14 protein-coding genes are annotated in these 18,145 nt (G+C 72.6%); 11 read left to right on the top strand and 3 right to left on the bottom strand.

Annotated features, from left to right (window positions below):
- The first annotated feature begins 21 nt into the window (after positions 1-21).
- The 8 genes from ACWGJB_RS35225 (at position 22) to ACWGJB_RS35190 (ending at position 8,863) form a co-directional block, all read left to right on the top strand.
- Complete coding sequence (locus tag ACWGJB_RS35225; RefSeq protein ID WP_351728264.1) at positions 22-702, top strand: response regulator; 681 nt, start codon at positions 22-24, stop codon at positions 700-702.
- A 124-nt stretch (positions 703-826) separates the two neighbouring features.
- Entirely contained in the window at positions 827-3,583 is a 2,757-nt protein-coding gene (locus tag ACWGJB_RS35220) for a DNA translocase FtsK (RefSeq protein WP_453384100.1), read from the top strand.
- Positions 3,584-3,858: 275 nt separating this feature from the next.
- Positions 3,859-4,701 carry a helix-turn-helix domain-containing protein gene (locus ACWGJB_RS35215; protein ID WP_453384099.1) on the top strand — a complete coding sequence of 281 codons (843 nt, stop codon included), beginning with the start codon at positions 3,859-3,861 and terminating at the stop codon, positions 4,699-4,701.
- 91 nt (positions 4,702-4,792) lie between these two features.
- Positions 4,793-6,265 carry a 30S ribosomal protein S12 methylthiotransferase RimO gene (gene rimO / locus ACWGJB_RS35210; protein ID WP_453384098.1) on the top strand — a complete coding sequence of 491 codons (1,473 nt, stop codon included), beginning with the start codon at positions 4,793-4,795 and terminating at the stop codon, positions 6,263-6,265.
- The gene (pgsA, locus tag ACWGJB_RS35205; protein ID WP_453384097.1) at positions 6,262-7,161 is read left to right on the top strand and encodes a CDP-diacylglycerol--glycerol-3-phosphate 3-phosphatidyltransferase; all 900 of its coding nucleotides are present in this window, start codon (positions 6,262-6,264) and stop codon (positions 7,159-7,161) included. Before rimO ends, pgsA begins: the two co-directional genes overlap by 4 nt.
- Entirely contained in the window at positions 7,158-7,703 is a 546-nt protein-coding gene (locus ACWGJB_RS35200) for a CinA family protein (RefSeq protein WP_453384096.1), read from the top strand. Before pgsA ends, ACWGJB_RS35200 begins: the two co-directional genes overlap by 4 nt.
- A gap of 109 nt (positions 7,704-7,812) precedes the next feature.
- Positions 7,813-8,187, top strand: a complete 375-nt coding sequence (locus tag ACWGJB_RS35195; protein WP_132894382.1) for a helix-turn-helix domain-containing protein — start codon at positions 7,813-7,815, stop codon at positions 8,185-8,187.
- A gap of 205 nt (positions 8,188-8,392) precedes the next feature.
- Positions 8,393-8,863 carry a Dps family protein gene (locus ACWGJB_RS35190; RefSeq protein WP_453384095.1) on the top strand — a complete coding sequence of 157 codons (471 nt, stop codon included), beginning with the start codon at positions 8,393-8,395 and terminating at the stop codon, positions 8,861-8,863.
- 327 nt (positions 8,864-9,190) lie between these two features.
- Here the strand turns inward: ACWGJB_RS35190 and ACWGJB_RS35185 are convergent, their stop codons facing one another.
- From ACWGJB_RS35185 to ACWGJB_RS35175, 3 genes are all read right to left on the bottom strand, one after another.
- Positions 9,191-9,955 carry an SDR family NAD(P)-dependent oxidoreductase gene (locus tag ACWGJB_RS35185; RefSeq protein ID WP_453384094.1) on the bottom strand — a complete coding sequence of 255 codons (765 nt, stop codon included), beginning with the start codon at positions 9,953-9,955 and terminating at the stop codon, positions 9,191-9,193.
- A 32-nt stretch (positions 9,956-9,987) separates the two neighbouring features.
- Complete coding sequence (locus ACWGJB_RS35180) at positions 9,988-10,830, bottom strand: Fpg/Nei family DNA glycosylase (RefSeq protein ID WP_453384093.1); 843 nt, start codon at positions 10,828-10,830, stop codon at positions 9,988-9,990.
- Between the two features lie 94 nt (positions 10,831-10,924).
- Complete coding sequence (locus ACWGJB_RS35175) at positions 10,925-15,913, bottom strand: ATP-dependent helicase (protein WP_453384092.1); 4,989 nt, start codon at positions 15,911-15,913, stop codon at positions 10,925-10,927.
- A 170-nt stretch (positions 15,914-16,083) separates the two neighbouring features.
- Here ACWGJB_RS35175 and ACWGJB_RS35170 point away from each other — a divergent pair, with 170 nt between their 5' ends.
- Genes ACWGJB_RS35170 through ACWGJB_RS35160 form a run of 3 tightly spaced genes read left to right on the top strand, consistent with a single transcriptional unit; the run spans position 16,084 to position 18,108 of the window.
- Positions 16,084-17,046: an AraC family transcriptional regulator gene (locus ACWGJB_RS35170; protein WP_453384091.1), complete on the top strand. Its 963-nt coding sequence runs from the start codon at positions 16,084-16,086 to the stop codon at positions 17,044-17,046.
- A 10-nt stretch (positions 17,047-17,056) separates the two neighbouring features.
- Positions 17,057-17,803, top strand: coding sequence for an AzlC family ABC transporter permease (locus ACWGJB_RS35165; RefSeq protein ID WP_453384090.1), 747 nt, complete (start codon positions 17,057-17,059; stop codon positions 17,801-17,803).
- Positions 17,800-18,108 carry an AzlD domain-containing protein gene (locus tag ACWGJB_RS35160; protein WP_453384089.1) on the top strand — a complete coding sequence of 103 codons (309 nt, stop codon included), beginning with the start codon at positions 17,800-17,802 and terminating at the stop codon, positions 18,106-18,108. The genes ACWGJB_RS35165 and ACWGJB_RS35160 overlap by 4 nt, the downstream gene beginning before the upstream one ends.
- Positions 18,109-18,145 lie beyond the last annotated feature (37 nt).

The raw sequence follows: 18,145 nt of genomic DNA, 5'->3' as shown, positions 1-18,145 counted from the left end.
CCGGGGCGAGGAGGGCGGGCCATGGTGCAGAAGGCCAAGATCCTCCTGGTCGATGACCGGCCGGAGAATCTGCTGGCGCTGGAGGCCATCCTCTCTGCGCTCGATCAGACACTGGTGCGGGCATCGTCCGGGGAGGAAGCACTCAAGGCACTGCTCACGGACGACTTCGCGGTCATTCTGCTGGACGTCCAGATGCCGGGCATGGACGGTTTCGAAACCGCGGCGCACATCAAGCGGCGGGAGCGGACCCGGGACATCCCGATCATCTTCCTCACCGCCATCAACCACGGCCCGCACCACACCTTCCGGGGTTACGCGGCCGGCGCGGTGGACTACATCTCCAAGCCCTTCGACCCGTGGGTGCTGCGCGCCAAGGTCTCGGTCTTCGTCGAGCTGTACATGAAGAACTGCCAGCTCCGTGAGCAGGCGGCGCTGCTTCGGCTGCAGTTGGAGGGCGGCGGCAAGGGCGCGGTCGCCGGCAAGGAGTCCGCGGGGCTGCTCGCCGAGCTCTCCGCGCGGCTCGCGGCGGTCGAGGAGCAGGCCGAGGCGCTGTCCAAGCAGCTGGACGACGAGTCCGCGGACGCGGCGGCGGTGGCCACGGCGGCCCATCTGGAGCGCAAACTCACCGGCCTGCGCCGGGCGCTGGACGCTCTCGAACCGGGTACCGGCGGCGGCGCGCCACCGCTTCCCTCGCAGAACTGACCACGGTGGCGGCCACAGTTGCCCATGAGAGCGCGTCAGTTCCGCGCCCCCACCGGGGCGACACGAACGGGTGAAGCAGTGGGCACACGTGTCCGCTGCCGCATCCCCCGGTAACCTCACACCCATGGCCTCACGTCCCTCGGCAGCCAAGAAGCAGCCCCCGAAGAAGGCCGCTCCCTCGAAGGCGCCGGCGAAAAAGGCCGCCGTGAAGAAAGCCCCGGCCAAGAAGGCGCCCGCCAAGAGGGCCGCGGCGAAGAAGGCCGCGCCGGCACCCAAGCCGGCGCCCAGCCCGACCGGGGGCGTCTACCGCCTGGTGCGCGCCCTCTGGCTCGGCCTCGCGCACGCCGTCGGCGCCGTCTTCCGCGGCATAGGACAGGGAGCCAAGAACCTGGACCCGGCCCACCGCAAGGACGGCGTCGCGCTGCTCCTGCTGGGTATCGCCCTGATCGTCGCCGCCGGCACCTGGGCCGACCTGCGCGGCCCGGTCGGCGATCTGGTGGAGATCCTGGTCACCGGTGCTTTCGGCCGCCTCGACCTGCTGGTGCCGATACTGCTCGTGGTGATCGCCGTACGGTTCATGCGCCACCCCGAGCAGCCGGAGGCCAACGGCCGGATCGTTATCGGCCTGTCCGCGCTCGTCATCGGCGTGCTCGGCCAGGTCCACATCGCCTGCGGCTCGCCCGCACGCGGCGACGGCATGCAGGGCATAAGGGACGCCGGCGGCCTCATCGGCTGGGCGGCGGCGACCCCGCTGACGTACACCATGACCGAGGTCCTCGCCGTACCGCTGCTGGCGCTGCTCACGGTCTTCGGGCTGCTCGTCGTCACCGCGACCCCGGTGAACGCGATCCCGCAGCGGCTGCGCGCGCTCGGTATCCGCCTCGGGCTGCTGCACGACATCGAACCCGACGAGTACGGCGAGTACGGCGAGCAGACCGACGACGAGCGCTACGACGAGCAGTGGCGCGAGGCGCTGCCCGCACGCTCGCGCAGGCGCTCCGGCGCCCCCCAGGACTACGACCCGGACGTCGCCGAGCAGGAGGCCCTCGCCAAGCGCCGGGGCCGCCCGCGGCGCTCCGCCGTGCCGCAGCCCGAGATGGGCCGTCGGATGGACGCCGTGGACGTCGCCGCGGCGGCCGCCGCCGCGCTCGACGGGGCGGTCATGCACGGGATGCCGCCCTCGCCGCTCGTCGCCGACCTCACCCAGGGCGTCAGCGTCGGCGACCGCGAGGACACCACGCCCACGCCCGTGCCGGCCCCCAGCCCCAGCCCGAGTCCGGTCCCGGCCGCGCGGCCCAAGCAGGAGAAGCTCAAGGTCGAACCGGTCGTCGCCGACCTGACCAAGCCGGCCCCCGAGAAGCCCCGCGACCTGCCGCCGCGCGCCGAGCAGCTCCAGCTCTCCGGCGACATCACCTACTCGCTGCCCTCCCTGGACCTGCTCACCCGGGGTGGCCCGGGCAAGTCGCGCAGCGAGGCCAACGACAAGGTCGTCGCCTCGCTCTCCAACGTCTTCTCCGAGTTCAAGGTCGACGCGCGCGTCACCGGCTTCACCCGCGGCCCGACGGTCACCCGGTACGAGGTCGAGCTCGGCCCCGCCGTCAAGGTCGAGCGGATCACCGCCCTCACCAAGAACATCGCGTACGCCGTCGCCAGCCCGGACGTGCGGATCATCAGCCCGATCCCCGGCAAGTCCGCGGTCGGCATCGAGATCCCCAACACCGACCGGGAAATGGTCAACCTCGGTGACGTGCTGCGGCTCGCCGAGTCCGCCGAGGACGACGACCCGATGCTGGTCGCCTTCGGCAAGGACGTCGAGGGCGGCTACGTCATGCACTCGCTGGCGAAGATGCCGCACGTGCTCGTCGCCGGCGCCACCGGCTCCGGCAAGTCGTCCTGCATCAACTGCCTGATCACCTCGGTCATGATGCGGGCGACCCCGGAGGACGTCCGGATGGTCCTGGTCGACCCCAAGCGGGTCGAGCTGACCGCCTACGAGGGCATCCCGCACCTGATCACGCCGATCATCACCAACCCGAAACGGGCCGCCGAGGCGCTCCAGTGGGTCGTGCGCGAGATGGACCTGCGCTACGACGATCTGGCGGCGTTCGGGTACCGGCACATCGACGACTTCAACCGGGCCATCCGCGACGGCAAGCTGAAGACGCCGGAGGGCAGCGAGCGGGAGCTCAAGACCTATCCGTATCTCCTGGTGATCGTCGACGAGCTCGCCGACCTGATGATGGTCGCGCCCCGGGACGTCGAGGACTCGATCGTGCGCATCACGCAGCTCGCGCGGGCGGCCGGCATCCACCTGGTGCTCGCCACCCAGCGCCCGTCGGTCGACGTGGTCACCGGCCTCATCAAGGCGAACGTGCCCTCCCGGCTCGCCTTCGCCACCTCCTCGCTCGCCGACAGTCGCGTCATCCTCGACCAGCCCGGCGCCGAGAAGCTGATCGGCAAGGGCGACGGCCTGTTCCTGCCGATGGGGGCGAACAAGCCGACCCGTATGCAGGGCGCGTTCGTCACCGAAGAAGAGGTCGCGGTGATCGTCCAGCACTGCAAGGACCAGATGGCGCCGGTCTTCCGGGACGACGTCACCGTGGGCTCCAAGCAGAAGAAGGAGATCGACGAGGACATCGGCGACGACCTCGACCTGCTGTGCCAGGCGGCCGAGCTGGTCGTCTCCACGCAGTTCGGCTCCACCTCCATGCTTCAGCGCAAGCTGCGGGTGGGCTTCGCCAAGGCGGGCCGGCTCATGGACCTCATGGAGTCGCGCGGGGTGGTCGGGCCCAGCGAAGGGTCCAAGGCGCGCGACGTTCTGGTGAAACCCGATGAGCTGGACGGAGTGCTTGCTGTGATCCGTGGGGAGTCTGAGGGGTAGGTCTGTTTCAGGGCTTCGGGCGCCTGTAGGCCGGTGGAGGCATGTCGTGATCCACCCGTTAGAGACCGTCGGGCAACCGTTTCCCTTTGACGTACGTCAAGTTGAGCGAGAGGAAAGGTGGGTACCCCACCCTGGGGCGCACGCCTGACCCGTCATCGGGATGCCCGGCCATACCGATGGCGTACAAAGTCCCACCGCCCGGTTGCCCCACCCTTTCGTACCCCCCATAGACTGAACTTCCAGCACAGGTGGCTACACGCTCGAAAGGCGCCCCCGTGTCCATCGGCAGCAACTCCCCTGAAGACGAGCGTCCGTTCCCAGACGTGTCCGAGGAAAACCGCCCCTCCGTAGGCCGAGCCCTCAAGCAGGCCCGCATCGCCGCCGGGCTGACCGTCGACGAGATCAGCGGGAGCACCCGGGTCCGCATCGCCATCGTGCACGCCATCGAGGCCGACGACTTCGCCCCCTGCGGCGGCGACGTCTACGCCCGCGGGCACATCAGGACCCTCGCCAAGGCCGTCGGCCTCGACCCCGAACCGCTGCTGGCGCAGTTCGCGGCCGAACACGGTGGTGGGCGGCCCGCGCCGACGCCCGCCGCCCCGCTGTTCGAGGCGGAACGTATCCGCCCCGAGCGCCGAGGACCCAACTGGACGGCGGCCATGGTCGCCGCGATCGTCGTCGTGATCGGATTCGTCGGCTTCACCGCCTTCAAGGGCGGCAACGGCGACGACGCCAAGGCGTCGGTCGCCGAGGGAGCCACCCCGACGACCAGCAAGCCGGCCTCGCCGACCCCGAAGGAAAGCAAGCCCGACAAGACCCCCGAGCCCTCCGACAGCGCGATCGCCGCCGCACCCCAGGACAAGGTCACCGTCCAGGTCAGCGCGGTGAACGGACGCAGCTGGATCTCGGCCAAGGACCACAACGGCCGGATGCTGTTCGACGGGCTTCTGAAGAAGGGCGAGTCCAAGACCTTCCAGGACAGCTCCAAGATCAACCTGATCCTCGGCGACGCCGGAGCCATCCAGCTCTACGTCAACGGCAAGAAGATCGAGGACCAGTTCCGGCCCGGAGCCGTGGAGCGCCTGACCTACACCAAGGGCGACCCGGAAGTCGGATAACCGTTCGGATCCAGCACGTACCAAGGGGTTGGCCATGATCGGCCAGCCCCTTCGACGTGGGCTGTCGGTGGGACGAAGTAGTCTTGAGCCCATGCCTGAACGCCGTACCGTCGCACTAGTCACTCTCGGCTGCGCCCGTAACGAGGTGGACTCGGAGGAGCTCGCAGGCCGTTTGGAGGCGGACGGCTGGCAGCTCGTCGAGGACGCCGAGAACGCGGATGTCGCCGTGGTCAACACCTGTGGATTCGTCGAGGCCGCCAAGAAGGACTCCGTCGACGCCCTCCTCGAGGCCAACGATCTCAAGGGGCACGGCAGAACCCAGGCCGTCGTGGCGGTGGGCTGCATGGCCGAGCGGTACGGCAAGGAACTCGCCGAGGCGCTGCCGGAGGCGGACGGCGTGCTCGGCTTCGACGACTACGCCGACATCTCCGACCGGCTGCAGACCATCCTCAACGGCGGCATCCACGCCTCGCACACCCCGCGCGACCGGCGCAAGCTGCTTCCCATCAGCCCGGCCGAGCGGCAGGACTCGGCCGCCTCGGTGGCACTGCCCGGGCACGGCCCGTCCGATCTCCCGGAGGGCCTGGCGCCCGCCTCCGGCCCGCGTGCGCCCCTGCGCCGCCGGCTGGACGGCGCCCCGGTCGCCTCGGTCAAGCTCGCCTCCGGCTGCGACCGGCGCTGCTCCTTCTGCGCCATCCCCTCCTTCCGCGGCTCCTTCATCTCACGCCGCCCCAGCGACGTGCTGAACGAGACCCGCTGGCTGGCCGAGCAGGGCGTGAAGGAGGTCATGCTGGTCTCCGAGAACAACACCTCCTACGGCAAGGACCTGGGCGACATCCGCCTTCTCGAGTCCCTGCTGCCGGAGCTGGCCGAGGTCGACGGCATCGAGCGGGTGCGCGTCAGCTACCTCCAGCCGGCCGAGATGCGCCCCGGCCTGATCGACGTCCTCACCTCCACGCCGAACGTCGTCCCGTACTTCGACCTGTCCTTCCAGCACTCCGCCCCGGGCGTGCTGCGGGCCATGCGCCGCTTCGGGGACACCGACCGCTTCCTGGAGCTGCTCGACACCATCAGGTCCAAGGCACCGCAGGCCGGCGTCCGCTCCAACTTCATCGTCGGCTTCCCCGGCGAGTCCGCCTCCGACCTGGCCGAGCTGGAGCGCTTCCTGAACGGCGCGCGGCTCGACGCGATCGGTGTCTTCGGGTACTCCGACGAGGAGGGCACCGAGGCCGCCACGTACGAGAACAAGCTGGACGAGGACCTCGTCGCCGAGCGGCTCGCGCGGGTCTCCCGGCTTGCCGAGGAACTCGTCTCGCAGCGGGCCGAGGAGCGCGTCGGCGAGACCGTGCACGTCCTCGTGGAATCCGTCGACGACGAGGACGGCGTCCACGGCCGGGCGGCCCACCAGGCGCCGGAGACGGACGGGCAGGTACTGCTCACGAGCGGCGAAGGACTGCGCGTCGGCCGTATCGTCGAGGCGAAGGTGGTCGGTACGGAGGGTGTCGACCTGGTGGCCGAGCCGCTGCAGGGCGTGCCCGCGTGGAGTGAGGAGGCCGGCAGATGACCGGAGTCCCGGCGTCCGCCGCGGGCGGCTCCTCCGGCGCACAGGGCGCCGTCCCGGGCTCCGCCGCCACCTCCGGTGCCGCTCCGGATCCCGCCGCTCCGGATCTCTCCGGTCCGCAGGACGCCGGTGTCGAGAAAACTGGTCCGCAGAACGTCGGTGTCGAGAGCGCCGGTGTCGAGAGCGCCGGTGCCACGGGTTCCTCAGGTGCCGAGCACGCTGGTGCCCCGAGCCTCGGCGCCGGGGATTCCGGTTCCCGTGACGGCGAGCGACCCGTGCGGGGCGGGAAGATCGCCGCTGCCGCCGTCAACCAGGCCAGCCTGTGGAACGTCGCCAATCTGCTGACCATGCTCCGGCTGGTCCTGGTCCCCGGCTTCGTCGCCCTGATGCTGGCCGGCGGCGGATACGACCCGGCCTGGCGCTCGCTCGCCTGGGCCGCCTTCGCCATCGCCATGATCACCGACCTGTTCGACGGCCATCTGGCGCGCACCTACGACCTGGTCACCGACTTCGGGAAGATCGCCGACCCCATCGCCGACAAGGCGATCATGGGGGCGGCGCTGATCTGTCTCTCCTCGCTCGGCGACCTGCCCTGGTGGGTGACGGTCGTGATCCTCGGCCGGGAACTCGGGATCACCCTGCTGCGTTTCCTGGTCATCCGCTACGGCGTGATCCCGGCCAGCCGCGGCGGCAAGCTCAAGACCCTCACCCAGGGCGTGGCCGTGGGGATGTACGTGCTGGCGCTGACGGGGTGGCTGGCAACGCTGAGGTTCTGGGTGATGGCCGCGGCCGTCGTGCTGACAGTGCTGACCGGCCTCGACTATGTGAGACAGGCCATTGTGCTGCGGCGGCAGGGAATCGCCGAGCGCGCAGCGGCGTTGGAGGAGACAGAAGCGTGAGTTCCACGGCCGCCGAACTGGTGCGACTACTGACGGTGAGGGGGCAGACCCTGGCTGTCGCCGAGTCGCTGACCGGCGGCCTGGTAGCGGCGGAGATCACCACGGTCCCCGGGGCGTCCAAGGCGTTCCGGGGTTCGGTCACCGCCTACGCCACCGAGCTCAAGCACGACGTGCTGGGTGTCGACGCCACTCTGCTGGCCCAGCACGGCGCGGTGGATCCGCAGGTCGCGGCCCAGATGGCGGCCGGAGTGCGGCAGGCGCTGGGCGCCGACTGGGGCCTTGCGACCACCGGGGTCGCCGGCCCCGAACCCCAGGACGGCCGTCCGGTCGGCACGGTTTTCGTGGCCGTCGACGGCCCCTTCGCAGCAGGTTCCGGTTCTGCCGCTGGCGGAAAAGTGGAGGCCCTGCGGTTGAACGGCGACCGTGCGGAAATTCGTAGAGAGAGTGTACGGAGCGTGCTCGCGCTGCTTCTGAGGGAGCTCGCGAGCGAACAGACCGGGAATGAGCGGACACAGGATACGGAACAGAACGGGGGGTTTTGATGTTTGCAGCCCTGAGTGAACACGACATCGCTCCCCGCACGGCCGCGGCGCAAGGCGGTACGGTGGGGCGTGAAGGATGCGGCTACGCGGTCCGAGGAGGGAGCCACCGATGATTCTGCTCCGTCGCCTGCTGGGTGACGTGCTGCGTCGGCAGCGCCAGCGCCAGGGCCGTACTCTGCGCGAAGTCTCCTCGTCCGCCCGAGTCTCACTCGGCTATCTCTCCGAGGTGGAGCGGGGGCAGAAGGAGGCTTCCTCTGAGCTGCTCTCCGCCATCTGCGACGCGCTGGACGTACGGATGTCCGAGCTCATGCGGGAAGTGAGCGACGAACTCGCCCTCGCCGAGCTGGCCCAGTCCGCTCAGGCCACCGAGTCCGTGCCCACGCCGGTTCGCCCGATGCTGGGTACCGTCTCGGTGACCGGTGTGCCACCGGAACGGGTGACCATCAAGGCACCCGCCGAGGCAGTGGACGTGGTCGCCGCGTGACGCCTGTGCGGGCGTAGCCCGACGCGGCGCCGACCCGGCGTCGAAAAAGTGTACGTTGCCCCGGCCGGGGCCTCTCCAGGCAGACCTGGGGAGGCCCCGGCCGGGGCCTTCGTATGCCCGGGGACGGGGTGCGTCCATTTGCCGGTGTCGGGTGCTGCGGTCATGGTGGGAGGACCGACAGGGGGCGAAACGACCGGAGAGACGCATGTACGTCGTGAAGAGCCCGCTGTCCGACGCGGACCTGAAGACCGTGGCCGAGGCGCTCCAGGGCGCCCTCGTCGATCTCGTGGACCTGGCGCTGATCGCCAAGCAGATCCACTGGAACGTGGTCGGTCCCCGCTTCCGGACCGTCCACCTCCAGCTCGACGAGGTCGTCGGCACGGCCCGGACGCACTCCGACACGGTCGCCGAGCGGGCTTCGGCGCTGGGCGTCTCGCCGGACGGACGTGCGGTGACGGTGGCCGCCGGCAGCGGCATCGCCGCGGCCCCCGGGGGCTGGGTCAAGGACTCGGACGCGGTGGGTGCCCTGGTGGACGCGCTGGGCGCGGTGATCACCCGGATGCGGGAGCGGGTCATGGCCACCGCTGAGCCGGATCCGGTCTCCCAGGACATCTTCATCGGGATCACGGCGGATCTGGAGAAACATCACTGGATGTTCCAGGCGGAGAACGCGTAGCTGTGGCTGACGCCGGCCGACGGCCGTTGCATCGGTGAGCCCTCGGTGCGCCTCCCCGGTGGACCGGGCGGCGTTCTAGCGTCCGGCTGGAGGTGGCGGCCATGGTGGGACGGATAGTGCGCTGGGGGGTTGCCCTGGGATTCGCGGCGGTGTGGTGGTGGGCCGTGCTGCGGATCACCTTCGCCGACGGCGCCGGGGCCCTGGAGGGGACCGTGGCCGCCGGAGGCTGGGGACTGAGCCTGCTGCCGGTGAACTGCGTGCCGAGGAACCGGGCGGCGGGAGCCCTGGGCCCCGGGCGGTGGCGGGCCGCGTGGCGGACGCAGGGCGCTACCAGGGCATCGCGACCCCTCCGTTCGGGCGCAGGATCTGGCCCGTAGTGAACGAGGAGGCGTCGGACGCCAGATACAGCACGGCATGTGCGACGTCCGCCGCCTCGCCGACCCGGCCCAGGGGCGACAGCCGGGCCATCCACGCCTCCGTCTGCCGCTGCTCCTCACCGTCGTCGCGCTCGGTCATGGGGGTGCGGGTCCAGCCCGGGGCGACCGCGTTGACGCGGATGCCCTGCCGGCCGACCTCGTTCGCGAGCGTCTTGGTCAGCTGGACCACGGCCGCCTTGGCGGCGCCGTAGCAGAGCAGGCCGGGGCCCCCGGTGTCGATCGCACCGGACGCCATGGTGATGATGCTGCCCCCGGTCCGCCGGTCGAGCATCAACCGCGCCGCCTCCTGACAGGAGTGCAGGACGCCCTTGAAGTTGACGTTCAGCACCCGGTCGAGGTCCTCGTCCCTTGTCTCCAGCACCGGGCTGCGGTGCATGATCCCGGCGATGGCCGCCATGACGTCCAGCCGCTCGCAGGACCGGACGGCCTGCCCGAGCTGTGTCCGGTCGGTGACGTCGACGGTGTGGGTGTGGGCGGTGCCGCCGCCGTCCTTGATCAGCGTGGCCGTCTCGTGCAGGCCTTCCGCGTTCCGGTCGGCACAGTGCACGGTCGCACCCGCCTCGGCGAGCAGCACGGCGGAGGCCCGGCCGATACCTCCGGCGGCCCCGGTGACGAATGCGGTGCGTCCGGTGAGGTCGTACGCCTTGAGGGACATGAAGGGACGGTACGAGCGGATCTGACGGGTCGTCAATTGGTCGGGCGGCGGCGGCTTCTCGGGGCGCGGCGGGCGCCCGCGGCGGGGGCGGGGCCGGTCTGGCAGGCGGGGCACCAGTAGGTGGGGCGCTCGCGGGAGCCGTCGCCCTGGTCGGCCACCCGGATCGGGGTGTGGCAGCGCAGACAGGGGCCGGGTGCACGGCCGTAGACGAACAGGTCCTGGTCGCGCAGGCCCGTGGTGCGACGGACCGGGCGCTCGCGGTTGGCCTCCAGGAGCCGCTTGGCGAGGTCGGGGAGTTTCGCGGCGCGCTCGGCGGGGAGCGCACCGACCGGGAGCCAGGGAGTCGCGCCGATCAGGAAGCAGAGCTCGCTCTTGTAGACGTTGCCGATGCCGGCGAGGTTGCGCTGGTCGAGAAGGGCCTCGCCGAGCTGGCGGGCAGGGTCGGCGAGCAGGTTGGCGAGGGCGCGGTCGGGGTTCCAGTCGGGGCCCAGCAGGTCGGGGCCGAGGTGGCCGACCGCGCGTTCCTCCTCGCCGGTGCGCAGGAACTCCAGGACCTGGAGGCGGTAGCCGACGGCCGTGCGGTCGGCGGCGCCGAGGATGGCCCTGATCTGGTGGGCGGGACCGCCCTTCCAGCGTTCGCCGCTCCCGTAGACCTTCCACGCGCCCTCCATCCGCAGATGCGTGTGCAGGGTCAGGCCGCCCTCGAAGCGGGTGAGCAGATGCTTGCCGCGCGGGGTGGTGCCGAGGACGGTACGGCCGGTGAGGTCGACGGTGGCGTACTTGGGCACCCGGAAGTCGCTGCGGGTCAGCACCTGGCCGGCGAGCGCGTCGTGCAGGCGCCGCGCGGCCTGCCAGACCGTGTCACCTTCGGGCATGGGTCAAGGGTGACACGGGGGCGTGGAGGGTGGACCGGGGGCGGCGAGGGCGCGGGCGGCGCACCGGGGGCGCGGTCTTCATGTTCCTGCTGGTTCACGCCCGTAGGCGCAGGCCGCGCGGGGTCGCGATGAAGCCCGCTCCTTCCAGCAGGGTGCCCAGCGGCGAGGTCAGGGCCGTGGCGCCGTTGACGCGCTCCACCGTCACCGTGCCGAGGGTGCCGGCGCGGGCGGCGGCCGCGAGGGCCTCGGCGGCCGTACGCAGGCGGGGGTCGTCGCCGGCGTCCGTGTCCGGGGCGGAGGGCCAGGCCAGCAGGGTCTTGCCGCCGCGCTCCATGTAGAGGGTCAGCTCGCCGTCCACCAGGACGACCAGCGAGCCCGCCTTGCGGCCCGGCTTGTGCCCGGCGCCGGTCGGCGGCTCGGGCCAGGGCAGGGCGGCGCCGTAGGCGTTGGCGGGGTCGGCGGCGGCGAGGACCACGGCTCTGGGGTCGGGCGTGGTGGGGGTACGGGTGTGGCGGTTGCCGTAGGTGTAGGGGTTCGCGGGGCTGCCGCCTCGGGGGCCGCCGTAGCCGGGGGCGGCGAAGGGGTCCGCGGGGGCGCGGTCCTTCGGGGAGACGTAGTCCCCGGGGGCGGTGGGGGGCTCGGGGGGCCAGGTGAAGTCGCCGTCCAGGACCTGGAAGTCGGCCTCGTCGATGGGGCCGAGGGGGGTCTCGATACCGAAGCCGGCGGGGGTGGCCGGGCCGCTGTCTCCGAAGCCGGCGGGATGGACCGGGCCGCCGTTCGTGAAGCCCGTGGGAGTGGCCAGGGCGTGGTCTCCGAAGGTGGTGCCCAGGGGTGCCTCCCCGCGCTCGCGGGCGTTGGACACCGCGCGCAGCCGGTCCACCGCGCCGTCCATCGCGAACTGGGCCGCGCCGAGCCCCTCGACGACGTAACCCCGGCGGGCCTGCCCGCTCTCCTCGAACGCCGACAGGATGCGGTACACCGCCGAGAAGCCGCCCTCGACACCCTCCGCCGCGACCGCTCCCCGGGTGACCACACCGTGCCGGTCGAGCAGGGTGCGGGCCAGGGCATGGGCGCGCACGGTGGTGTCCGGCTCCCGCTGCGGGAGCAGGGACCAGCGGCCGGCGACGGTCGGCGGGCCGGTACGGGAGGCGGTGCGGGCGGCGGCCGTCAGGGAGCCGTAGCGGCCGCGTGGGACGGCGCGCTTGGCGCGGTGGGCCGTGGCGCCCGCGGTACGGCCCGAGCCCAGCAGGGAGCGCATCGGGGCCAGCGTGTCGTTGGTGAGCCGGCCGTACCAGGCCAGGTCCCAGACGGCGTCGGCCAGTTGGGGGTCGGTGGCGTCGGGGTGGGTGGTGGCGCGGACCTGGTCGGCGATCTGACGGAAGAACAGGCCGTAGCCGCCGGAGAGGGTGTCCAGGACGGACTGGTGGAGGGCCGTCAGCTCCAGGGGGTGCGGCGGGGGCAGGAGCAGTGGGGCCGCGTCCGCCAGATACAGGCAGACCCAGCCGTCCTTGCCCGGCAATGCGCCCGCGCCGGCCCACACGATCTCTCCGGCGGCGGTGAGTTCGTCGAGCATCGAGGGCGTGTAGCCGGCCACCCGGGACGGCAGGACCAGCTTCTCCAGGGCCGACGCCGGTACCGAGGCGCCCTGCAACTGCTCGACGGCGCGCACCAGTCCGTCGATGCCGCGCAGCCCGTGCCCCTTGCCGATGTGCTGCCACTGCGGCAGGAACTGTGCGAGCGCGGCCGGTGCCACCGGCTCCAGCTCGTGCCGGAGCGCGGCCAGGGAGCGGCGGCGCAGCCTGCGCAGCACGGCCGCGTCGCACCACTCCTGGCCGATGCCCGCCGGATGGAACTCGCCCTGCACCACCCGGCCGCCCGCGGCCAGCCGCTGCAACGCGCCCTCCGTCACCGCCACCCCGAGCCCGAACCGGGCCGCCGCCGTGGCCGACGTGAACGGGCCGTGCGTGCGGGCGTACCGGGCGAGGAGGTCGCCGAGCGGGTCCTTCACCGGTTCGGTGAACGCCTCGGGGACACCGACCGGCAGGGCGGTGCCGAGGGCGTCGCGCAGCCGGCCCGCGTCCTCGATCGCCGCCCAGTGGTCGGTGCCGGAGATCCGGACCCTGATCGCCCGGCGGGCACCGGCCAGCTCCTTGGCCCAGTGCGGCTCGGCGCCCCGCTCGGCCAACTCGGCGTCCGTGAGCGGCCCGAGCAGCCGCAGCACGTCGGCGACGCCTTCCGGGTCCTTGATCCGGCGGTCCTCGGTCAGCCACTGGAGCTCGCGCTCCAGCTCGGTCAGCACGTCCGCGTCGAGCAGCTCGCGCAGCTCCGCCTGGCCCAGCAGCTCGGCGAGCAGCCGGGAGTCCAGGGAGAGTGCGGCCGCGCGGCGCTCGGCGAGCGGGGAGTCGCCCTCGTACAGGAACTGGGCGACGTATCCGAAGAGGAGGGAGCGGGCGAACGGGGACGGCTCCGGGGTGGTGACCTCGACCAGGCGGACCTTGCGGGATTCGAGGTCGCCCATCAGCTCGACGAGCCCGGGGACGTCGAAGACGTCCTGGAGGCACTCGCGCACCGCCTCCAGGACGATCGGGAAGGACCCGAACTCGCTCGCCACCTGGAGCAGTTGGGCGGCGCGCTGACGCTGCTGCCACAGTGGGGTGCGCTTGCCCGGGCTGCGGCGGGGCAGCAGCAGCGCGCGGGCCGCGCACTCGCGGAACCGGGAGGCGAACAGGGCCGAGCCGCCCACCTGGTCGGTGACGATCTGGTTGACCTCGCCCTTGTCGAAGGCGACGTCCGCCGCGCCGACGGGCGCCTGCTCGGCGTCGTATTCGGTGCCCGACTTCGTGGGGGCCTGGTCGAGCAGGTCCAGGCCCATCAGATCGGCGTCGGGCAGCCGCAGCACGATGCCGTCGTCGGCGTGCATGACCTGGGCGTCCATGCCGTACCGCTCGGACAGCCGGGCGCCGAGGGCCAGTGCCCACGGGGCGTGCACCTGGGCGCCGAAGGGGGAGTGGACGACGACCCGCCAGTCGCCCAGTTCGTCGCGGAAGCGCTCCACGACGATCGTCCGGTCGTCGGGGACATGGCCACAGGCCTCGCGCTGTTCGTCGAGGTACGACAGCACGTTGTCCGCCGCCCAGGCGTCCAGGCCCGCCGCGAGCAGGCGCAGCCGGGCGTCGTCCTTGGAGAGCGAGCCGACCTCGCGCAGGAACGCGCCCACCGCGCGGCCCAGTTCGAGCGGGCGGCCCAGCTGGTCGCCCTTCCAGAAGGGCAGCCGGCCCGGCACCCCGGGGGCCGGGGAGACCAGGACGCGGTCCCGCGTGATGTCCTCGATGCGCCACGAACTGGTGCCCAGGGTGAAGACATCACCCACCCGGGACTCGTACACCATCTCCTCGTCCAGCTCGCCGACCCGGCCGCCGCCCTTCTTGGGGTCGGCTCCGGCCAGGAAGACCCCGAAGAGGCCGCGGTCGGGAATGGTGCCGCCGGAGGTGACGGCGAGCCGCTGGGCGCCGGGGCGGCCGGTGACCGTGCCCGCGACCCGGTCCCAGACCACGCGCGGGCGCAACTCCGCGAAGGCGTCGGACGGATAGCGGCCCGCGAGCATGTCCAGGACCGCGGTGAACGCCGACTCCGGGAGCGAGGCGAACGGAGCCGCCCGGCGGACCATGGCGAGCAGGTCGTCGAACTGCCAGGTGTCCAGCGCGGTCATCGCGACCAGCTGCTGTGCCAGCACGTCGAGGGGGTTGGCCGGCACCCTCAGGGACTCGATGGAGCCGGTGCGCATCCGTTCGGTGACCACGGCCGCCTGCACCAGGTCGCCCCGGTACTTGGGAAAGACCACGCCGGTGGAGACCGCGCCGACCTGGTGTCCCGCGCGGCCGACGCGCTGCAGGCCGGAGGCCACCGAAGGCGGCGACTCGACCTGGACGACCAGGTCCACCGCGCCCATGTCGATGCCCAGTTCAAGGCTGGAGGTGGCCACCACGGCGGGCAGCCGGCCGGCCTTCAGGTCCTCCTCGACCAGGGCGCGCTGCTCCTTGGAGACCGAGCCGTGGTGCGCGCGGGCGATGACCGGCGGGGCGCCCTGGGCCGCGCCCGAGCCGCCCATCAGCTCGGCGGGGGAGTGGTGCTCGTCCAGCGGCTCGCCCGTCACGCGCTCGTAGGCGATCTCGTTGAGCCGGTTGCACAACCGCTCCGCCAGCCGGCGCGAGTTGGCGAAGACGATGGTCGAGCGGTGGGCCTGCACCAGGTCGGCGATCCGCTCCTCCACATGCGGCCAGATCGACGGCCGGTCCCCGCCCTCCTTGGCGTCGGTGGCCGGGGAGCCGCCCAGCTCGCCCATGTCCTCCACGGGTACGACGACGGAGAGGTCGAACTCCTTGCCGGACCGGGGCTGGACGATCTCCACTTTGCGGCGCGGCGAGAGATAGCGGGCCACCTCGTCGACCGGGCGGACGGTGGCCGACAGGCCGATGCGGCGGGCCGGCTTCGGCAGCAGCTCGTCCAGCCGCTCCAGGGAGAGCGCGAGATGCGCGCCGCGCTTGGTGCCTGCGACCGCGTGCACCTCGTCCAGGATCACCGTCTCGATGCCGGTCAGCGCGTCGCGCGTGGCCGACGTCAGCATCAGGAACAGGGACTCCGGGGTGGTGATCAGGATGTCCGGCGGGCGGGTGGAGAGGGCGCGGCGCTCGGCGGGCGGGGTGTCACCGGAGCGGATGCCGACCCTGATCTCCGGCTCGGGCAGGCCGAGGCGCACGGACTCCTGGCGGATGCCGGTCAGCGGACTGCGCAGGTTCCGCTCGACGTCGACCGCGAGGGCCTTGAGCGGAGACACGTACAGCACCCTGCAGCGCTTCCTCGGGTCGGCCGGGGGCGGGGCCGAGGCCAGCTGGTCCAGGGCGGCGAGGAAGGCGGCCAGCGTCTTGCCGGAGCCGGTCGGGGCGACCACCAGCACGTCCGAGCCCGCCCCGATGGCCTGCCACGCGCCCGCCTGGGCCGCGGTGGGCGCGGAAAACGCCCCCGTGAACCAGCCGCGGGTCGCGGGGGAGAAGCCGTCGAGGGCCCGGTGCGCGGATTTCGCCATGCGTCCATCCTGCACCCGGCCACTGACAACCAGGTCTGACCTTCGGATATGAGGGAGGTGGGGGTGCAGGGAAGAGGGGCGCGGGGTGGCAACCGAGCCAGGCGGCCCGGCGGGAGCCGAGGTGCGGGGTGCGGTCGGTCGGGTGGGGCGGGGCGGTCGACAATGGGCCTATGACGGGATCGGACGAGCGGGCGCGGCACTGGCGGTACGAGGCGCTGCCCGACGTCGATCTGCTGCGTGCCCGGTATGTCCGGAAGACGTTCGTCCGGCACACCCACGAGCATTTCGTGATCGCCGGGATCGCGGACGGGGTCGAGGTCTTCCGGCACCGGGGTTCCGACGTGACCGTCGGCGCCGGGGCGCTCGCGCTCGTCAACCCCGACACCGCGCACACCGGCCGGGCCGGGGTCCCCGAGGGCTGGCGGTACGGGGCGGTCTACCCGTCCCCGGAACTGGTGGCGGCGATCGCCGCGGAGACCACCGCGATCCGGGGCACCCCCGGCTTCGTCAGCCCGATGCTCGACGACCCGTACTCCGTCGCCCTGGTGCACCGGGTGCTGCGCGCCGCCGACGAGGGCAACGCGCTCGCCGCCGACACGCTGCTGCGGGTGGCGGTGACCCGGCTGCTGCGGTCGAACGGCGGTCCGCTGCCACAGCGGCAGGTCCGCACCGCCGGCGCCCTGCTCGCCGCACGCGCGCGTGCCGTGCTGGAGGAGCGGATGGCCGAGCCGCCGACCCTGGAGCGGCTCGCCACCGACCTCGGCACCAGCCCCTTCGCACTGCTGCGGGCGTTCCGCGACGCCTACGGCATGCCCCCGCACACCTGGCTGACCGACGCCCGGGTGCGCCGCGCCCGGCTGCTGCTGGACGCGGGCACGGCACCCGCCGAGGCGGCCGTCGCCGTCGGCTTCACCGACCAGCCGCACCTCAACCGGCACTTCGCCCGGATCGTCGGCGTCCCGCCGGGCGCCTACCAGCGCGAGCGCGGATCCGGAGCGGACCCGCGCGGGCGGGGTCCCGGGCCGGACCCGCGCGGGCACGGTTCCGGAGCGCACCCGCGCGAGCGCGGTCCCGGCGTCGCGCGCCCGAGCGGGCGCAAGAACGTACAAGACGCGCGGGACGGCGGTACGTAACGTCCTGGGCGTGGCACAACAGACAGCACTCGCAGACATACGTGGCGAAGGCGAGCCGAAACCGGACTCCGCCGTCGTCCGGGACGCCCTCGGGGTCGGCGTCGCCGTGGGACTCTCCGGGTTCGCCTTCGGGGTGACCTCGGCCGGCAGCGGGCTCGGCCTGCTTCAGACCTGCGCACTCAGCCTCCTGGTGTTCACCGGCGCCTCCCAGTTCGCCCTGGTCGGGGCGCTCGCGGCCGGCGGCAACCCGCTCACCGCGGCCGCCGGCGCCTTCTTCCTGGGGGTGCGCAACGCGTTCTACGGGCTGCGTCTGTCGCAGGTGCTGGCCCTCCCGCGCGCGCTCCGGCCGCTGGCCGCCCAGTGGGTGATCGACGAGACCACCGCGGTGACGCTCGCCCAGCCGACACGGCGCGCCGCGCGGATCGGCTTCACCGTCACCGGACTCAGCCTGTACGTGCTGTGGAACCTCACCACCCTGCTCGGCGCACTCGGCGCCAAGGCCGTCGGCGACACCGGCGCCTGGGGACTGGACGCGGCCGGACCCGCCGTCTTCCTGGCACTGCTCGCCCCCATGCTGAAGACCACGACCGACCGCGCGGTCGCCGCTCTCGCGGTGCTGCTGGGACTCGGCCTGCTGCCCGTGCTGCCCGCCGGGGTGCCGGTCCTGGCGGCCGCGCTGGCGGCACCGGCCGTCCTGTACGTCTCCGGCCGCCGGTCCGGTCGTACCCGCGACGACGCTGCTGAGGAGACCCGATGAACACCTGGATCGCGATCGCCGCGACCGTCATCGGCTGCTACGCCGTCAAGCTCGCCGGCCTGCTGGTGCCCGCGGGCGTCCTGGAGCGGCCGGTGGTGCGGCGGCTGGCCGCCCTGCTGCCGGTGGCCCTGCTCGCCGCCCTCACGGCCCAGCAGACGTTCGCCGACGGGCACACGCTCGTGCTGGACGCCCGGGCCGCGGGGCTCGGGGCGGCCGCCGTGGCGCTGGTGCTGCGCGCGCCCTTCCTGGTCGTCGTCGGCGCGGCCGTGCTGGTGACCGCGGGGGTGCGGGCCATCGCGGGCTGAGCGGGGCCAGGGCTGGGAGGGCAGCGGCTGAGAGATG

Source organism: Streptomyces sp. NPDC054813 (assembly GCF_053611365.1).
Note: the sequence above shows the minus strand (reverse complement) of the source record. Positions and strands in the feature narration are given on the sequence as shown.

Coding starts and splice junctions, on each gene's coding strand:
- ACWGJB_RS35225 (WP_351728264.1), top strand. CDS start 22: ATGGTGCAGAAGGCCAAGATCCTCCTGGTCGATGACCGGCCGGAGAAT.
- ACWGJB_RS35220 (WP_453384100.1), top strand. CDS start 827: ATGGCCTCACGTCCCTCGGCAGCCAAGAAGCAGCCCCCGAAGAAGGCC.
- rimO (WP_453384098.1), top strand. CDS start 4,793: ATGCCTGAACGCCGTACCGTCGCACTAGTCACTCTCGGCTGCGCCCGT.
- pgsA (WP_453384097.1), top strand. CDS start 6,262: ATGACCGGAGTCCCGGCGTCCGCCGCGGGCGGCTCCTCCGGCGCACAG.
- ACWGJB_RS35195 (WP_132894382.1), top strand. CDS start 7,813: ATGATTCTGCTCCGTCGCCTGCTGGGTGACGTGCTGCGTCGGCAGCGC.
- ACWGJB_RS35190 (WP_453384095.1), top strand. CDS start 8,393: ATGTACGTCGTGAAGAGCCCGCTGTCCGACGCGGACCTGAAGACCGTG.
- ACWGJB_RS35185 (WP_453384094.1), bottom strand. CDS start 9,955: ATGTCCCTCAAGGCGTACGACCTCACCGGACGCACCGCATTCGTCACC.
- ACWGJB_RS35180 (WP_453384093.1), bottom strand. CDS start 10,830: ATGCCCGAAGGTGACACGGTCTGGCAGGCCGCGCGGCGCCTGCACGAC.
- ACWGJB_RS35175 (WP_453384092.1), bottom strand. CDS start 15,913: ATGGCGAAATCCGCGCACCGGGCCCTCGACGGCTTCTCCCCCGCGACC.
- ACWGJB_RS35170 (WP_453384091.1), top strand. CDS start 16,084: ATGACGGGATCGGACGAGCGGGCGCGGCACTGGCGGTACGAGGCGCTG.
- ACWGJB_RS35160 (WP_453384089.1), top strand. CDS start 17,800: ATGAACACCTGGATCGCGATCGCCGCGACCGTCATCGGCTGCTACGCC.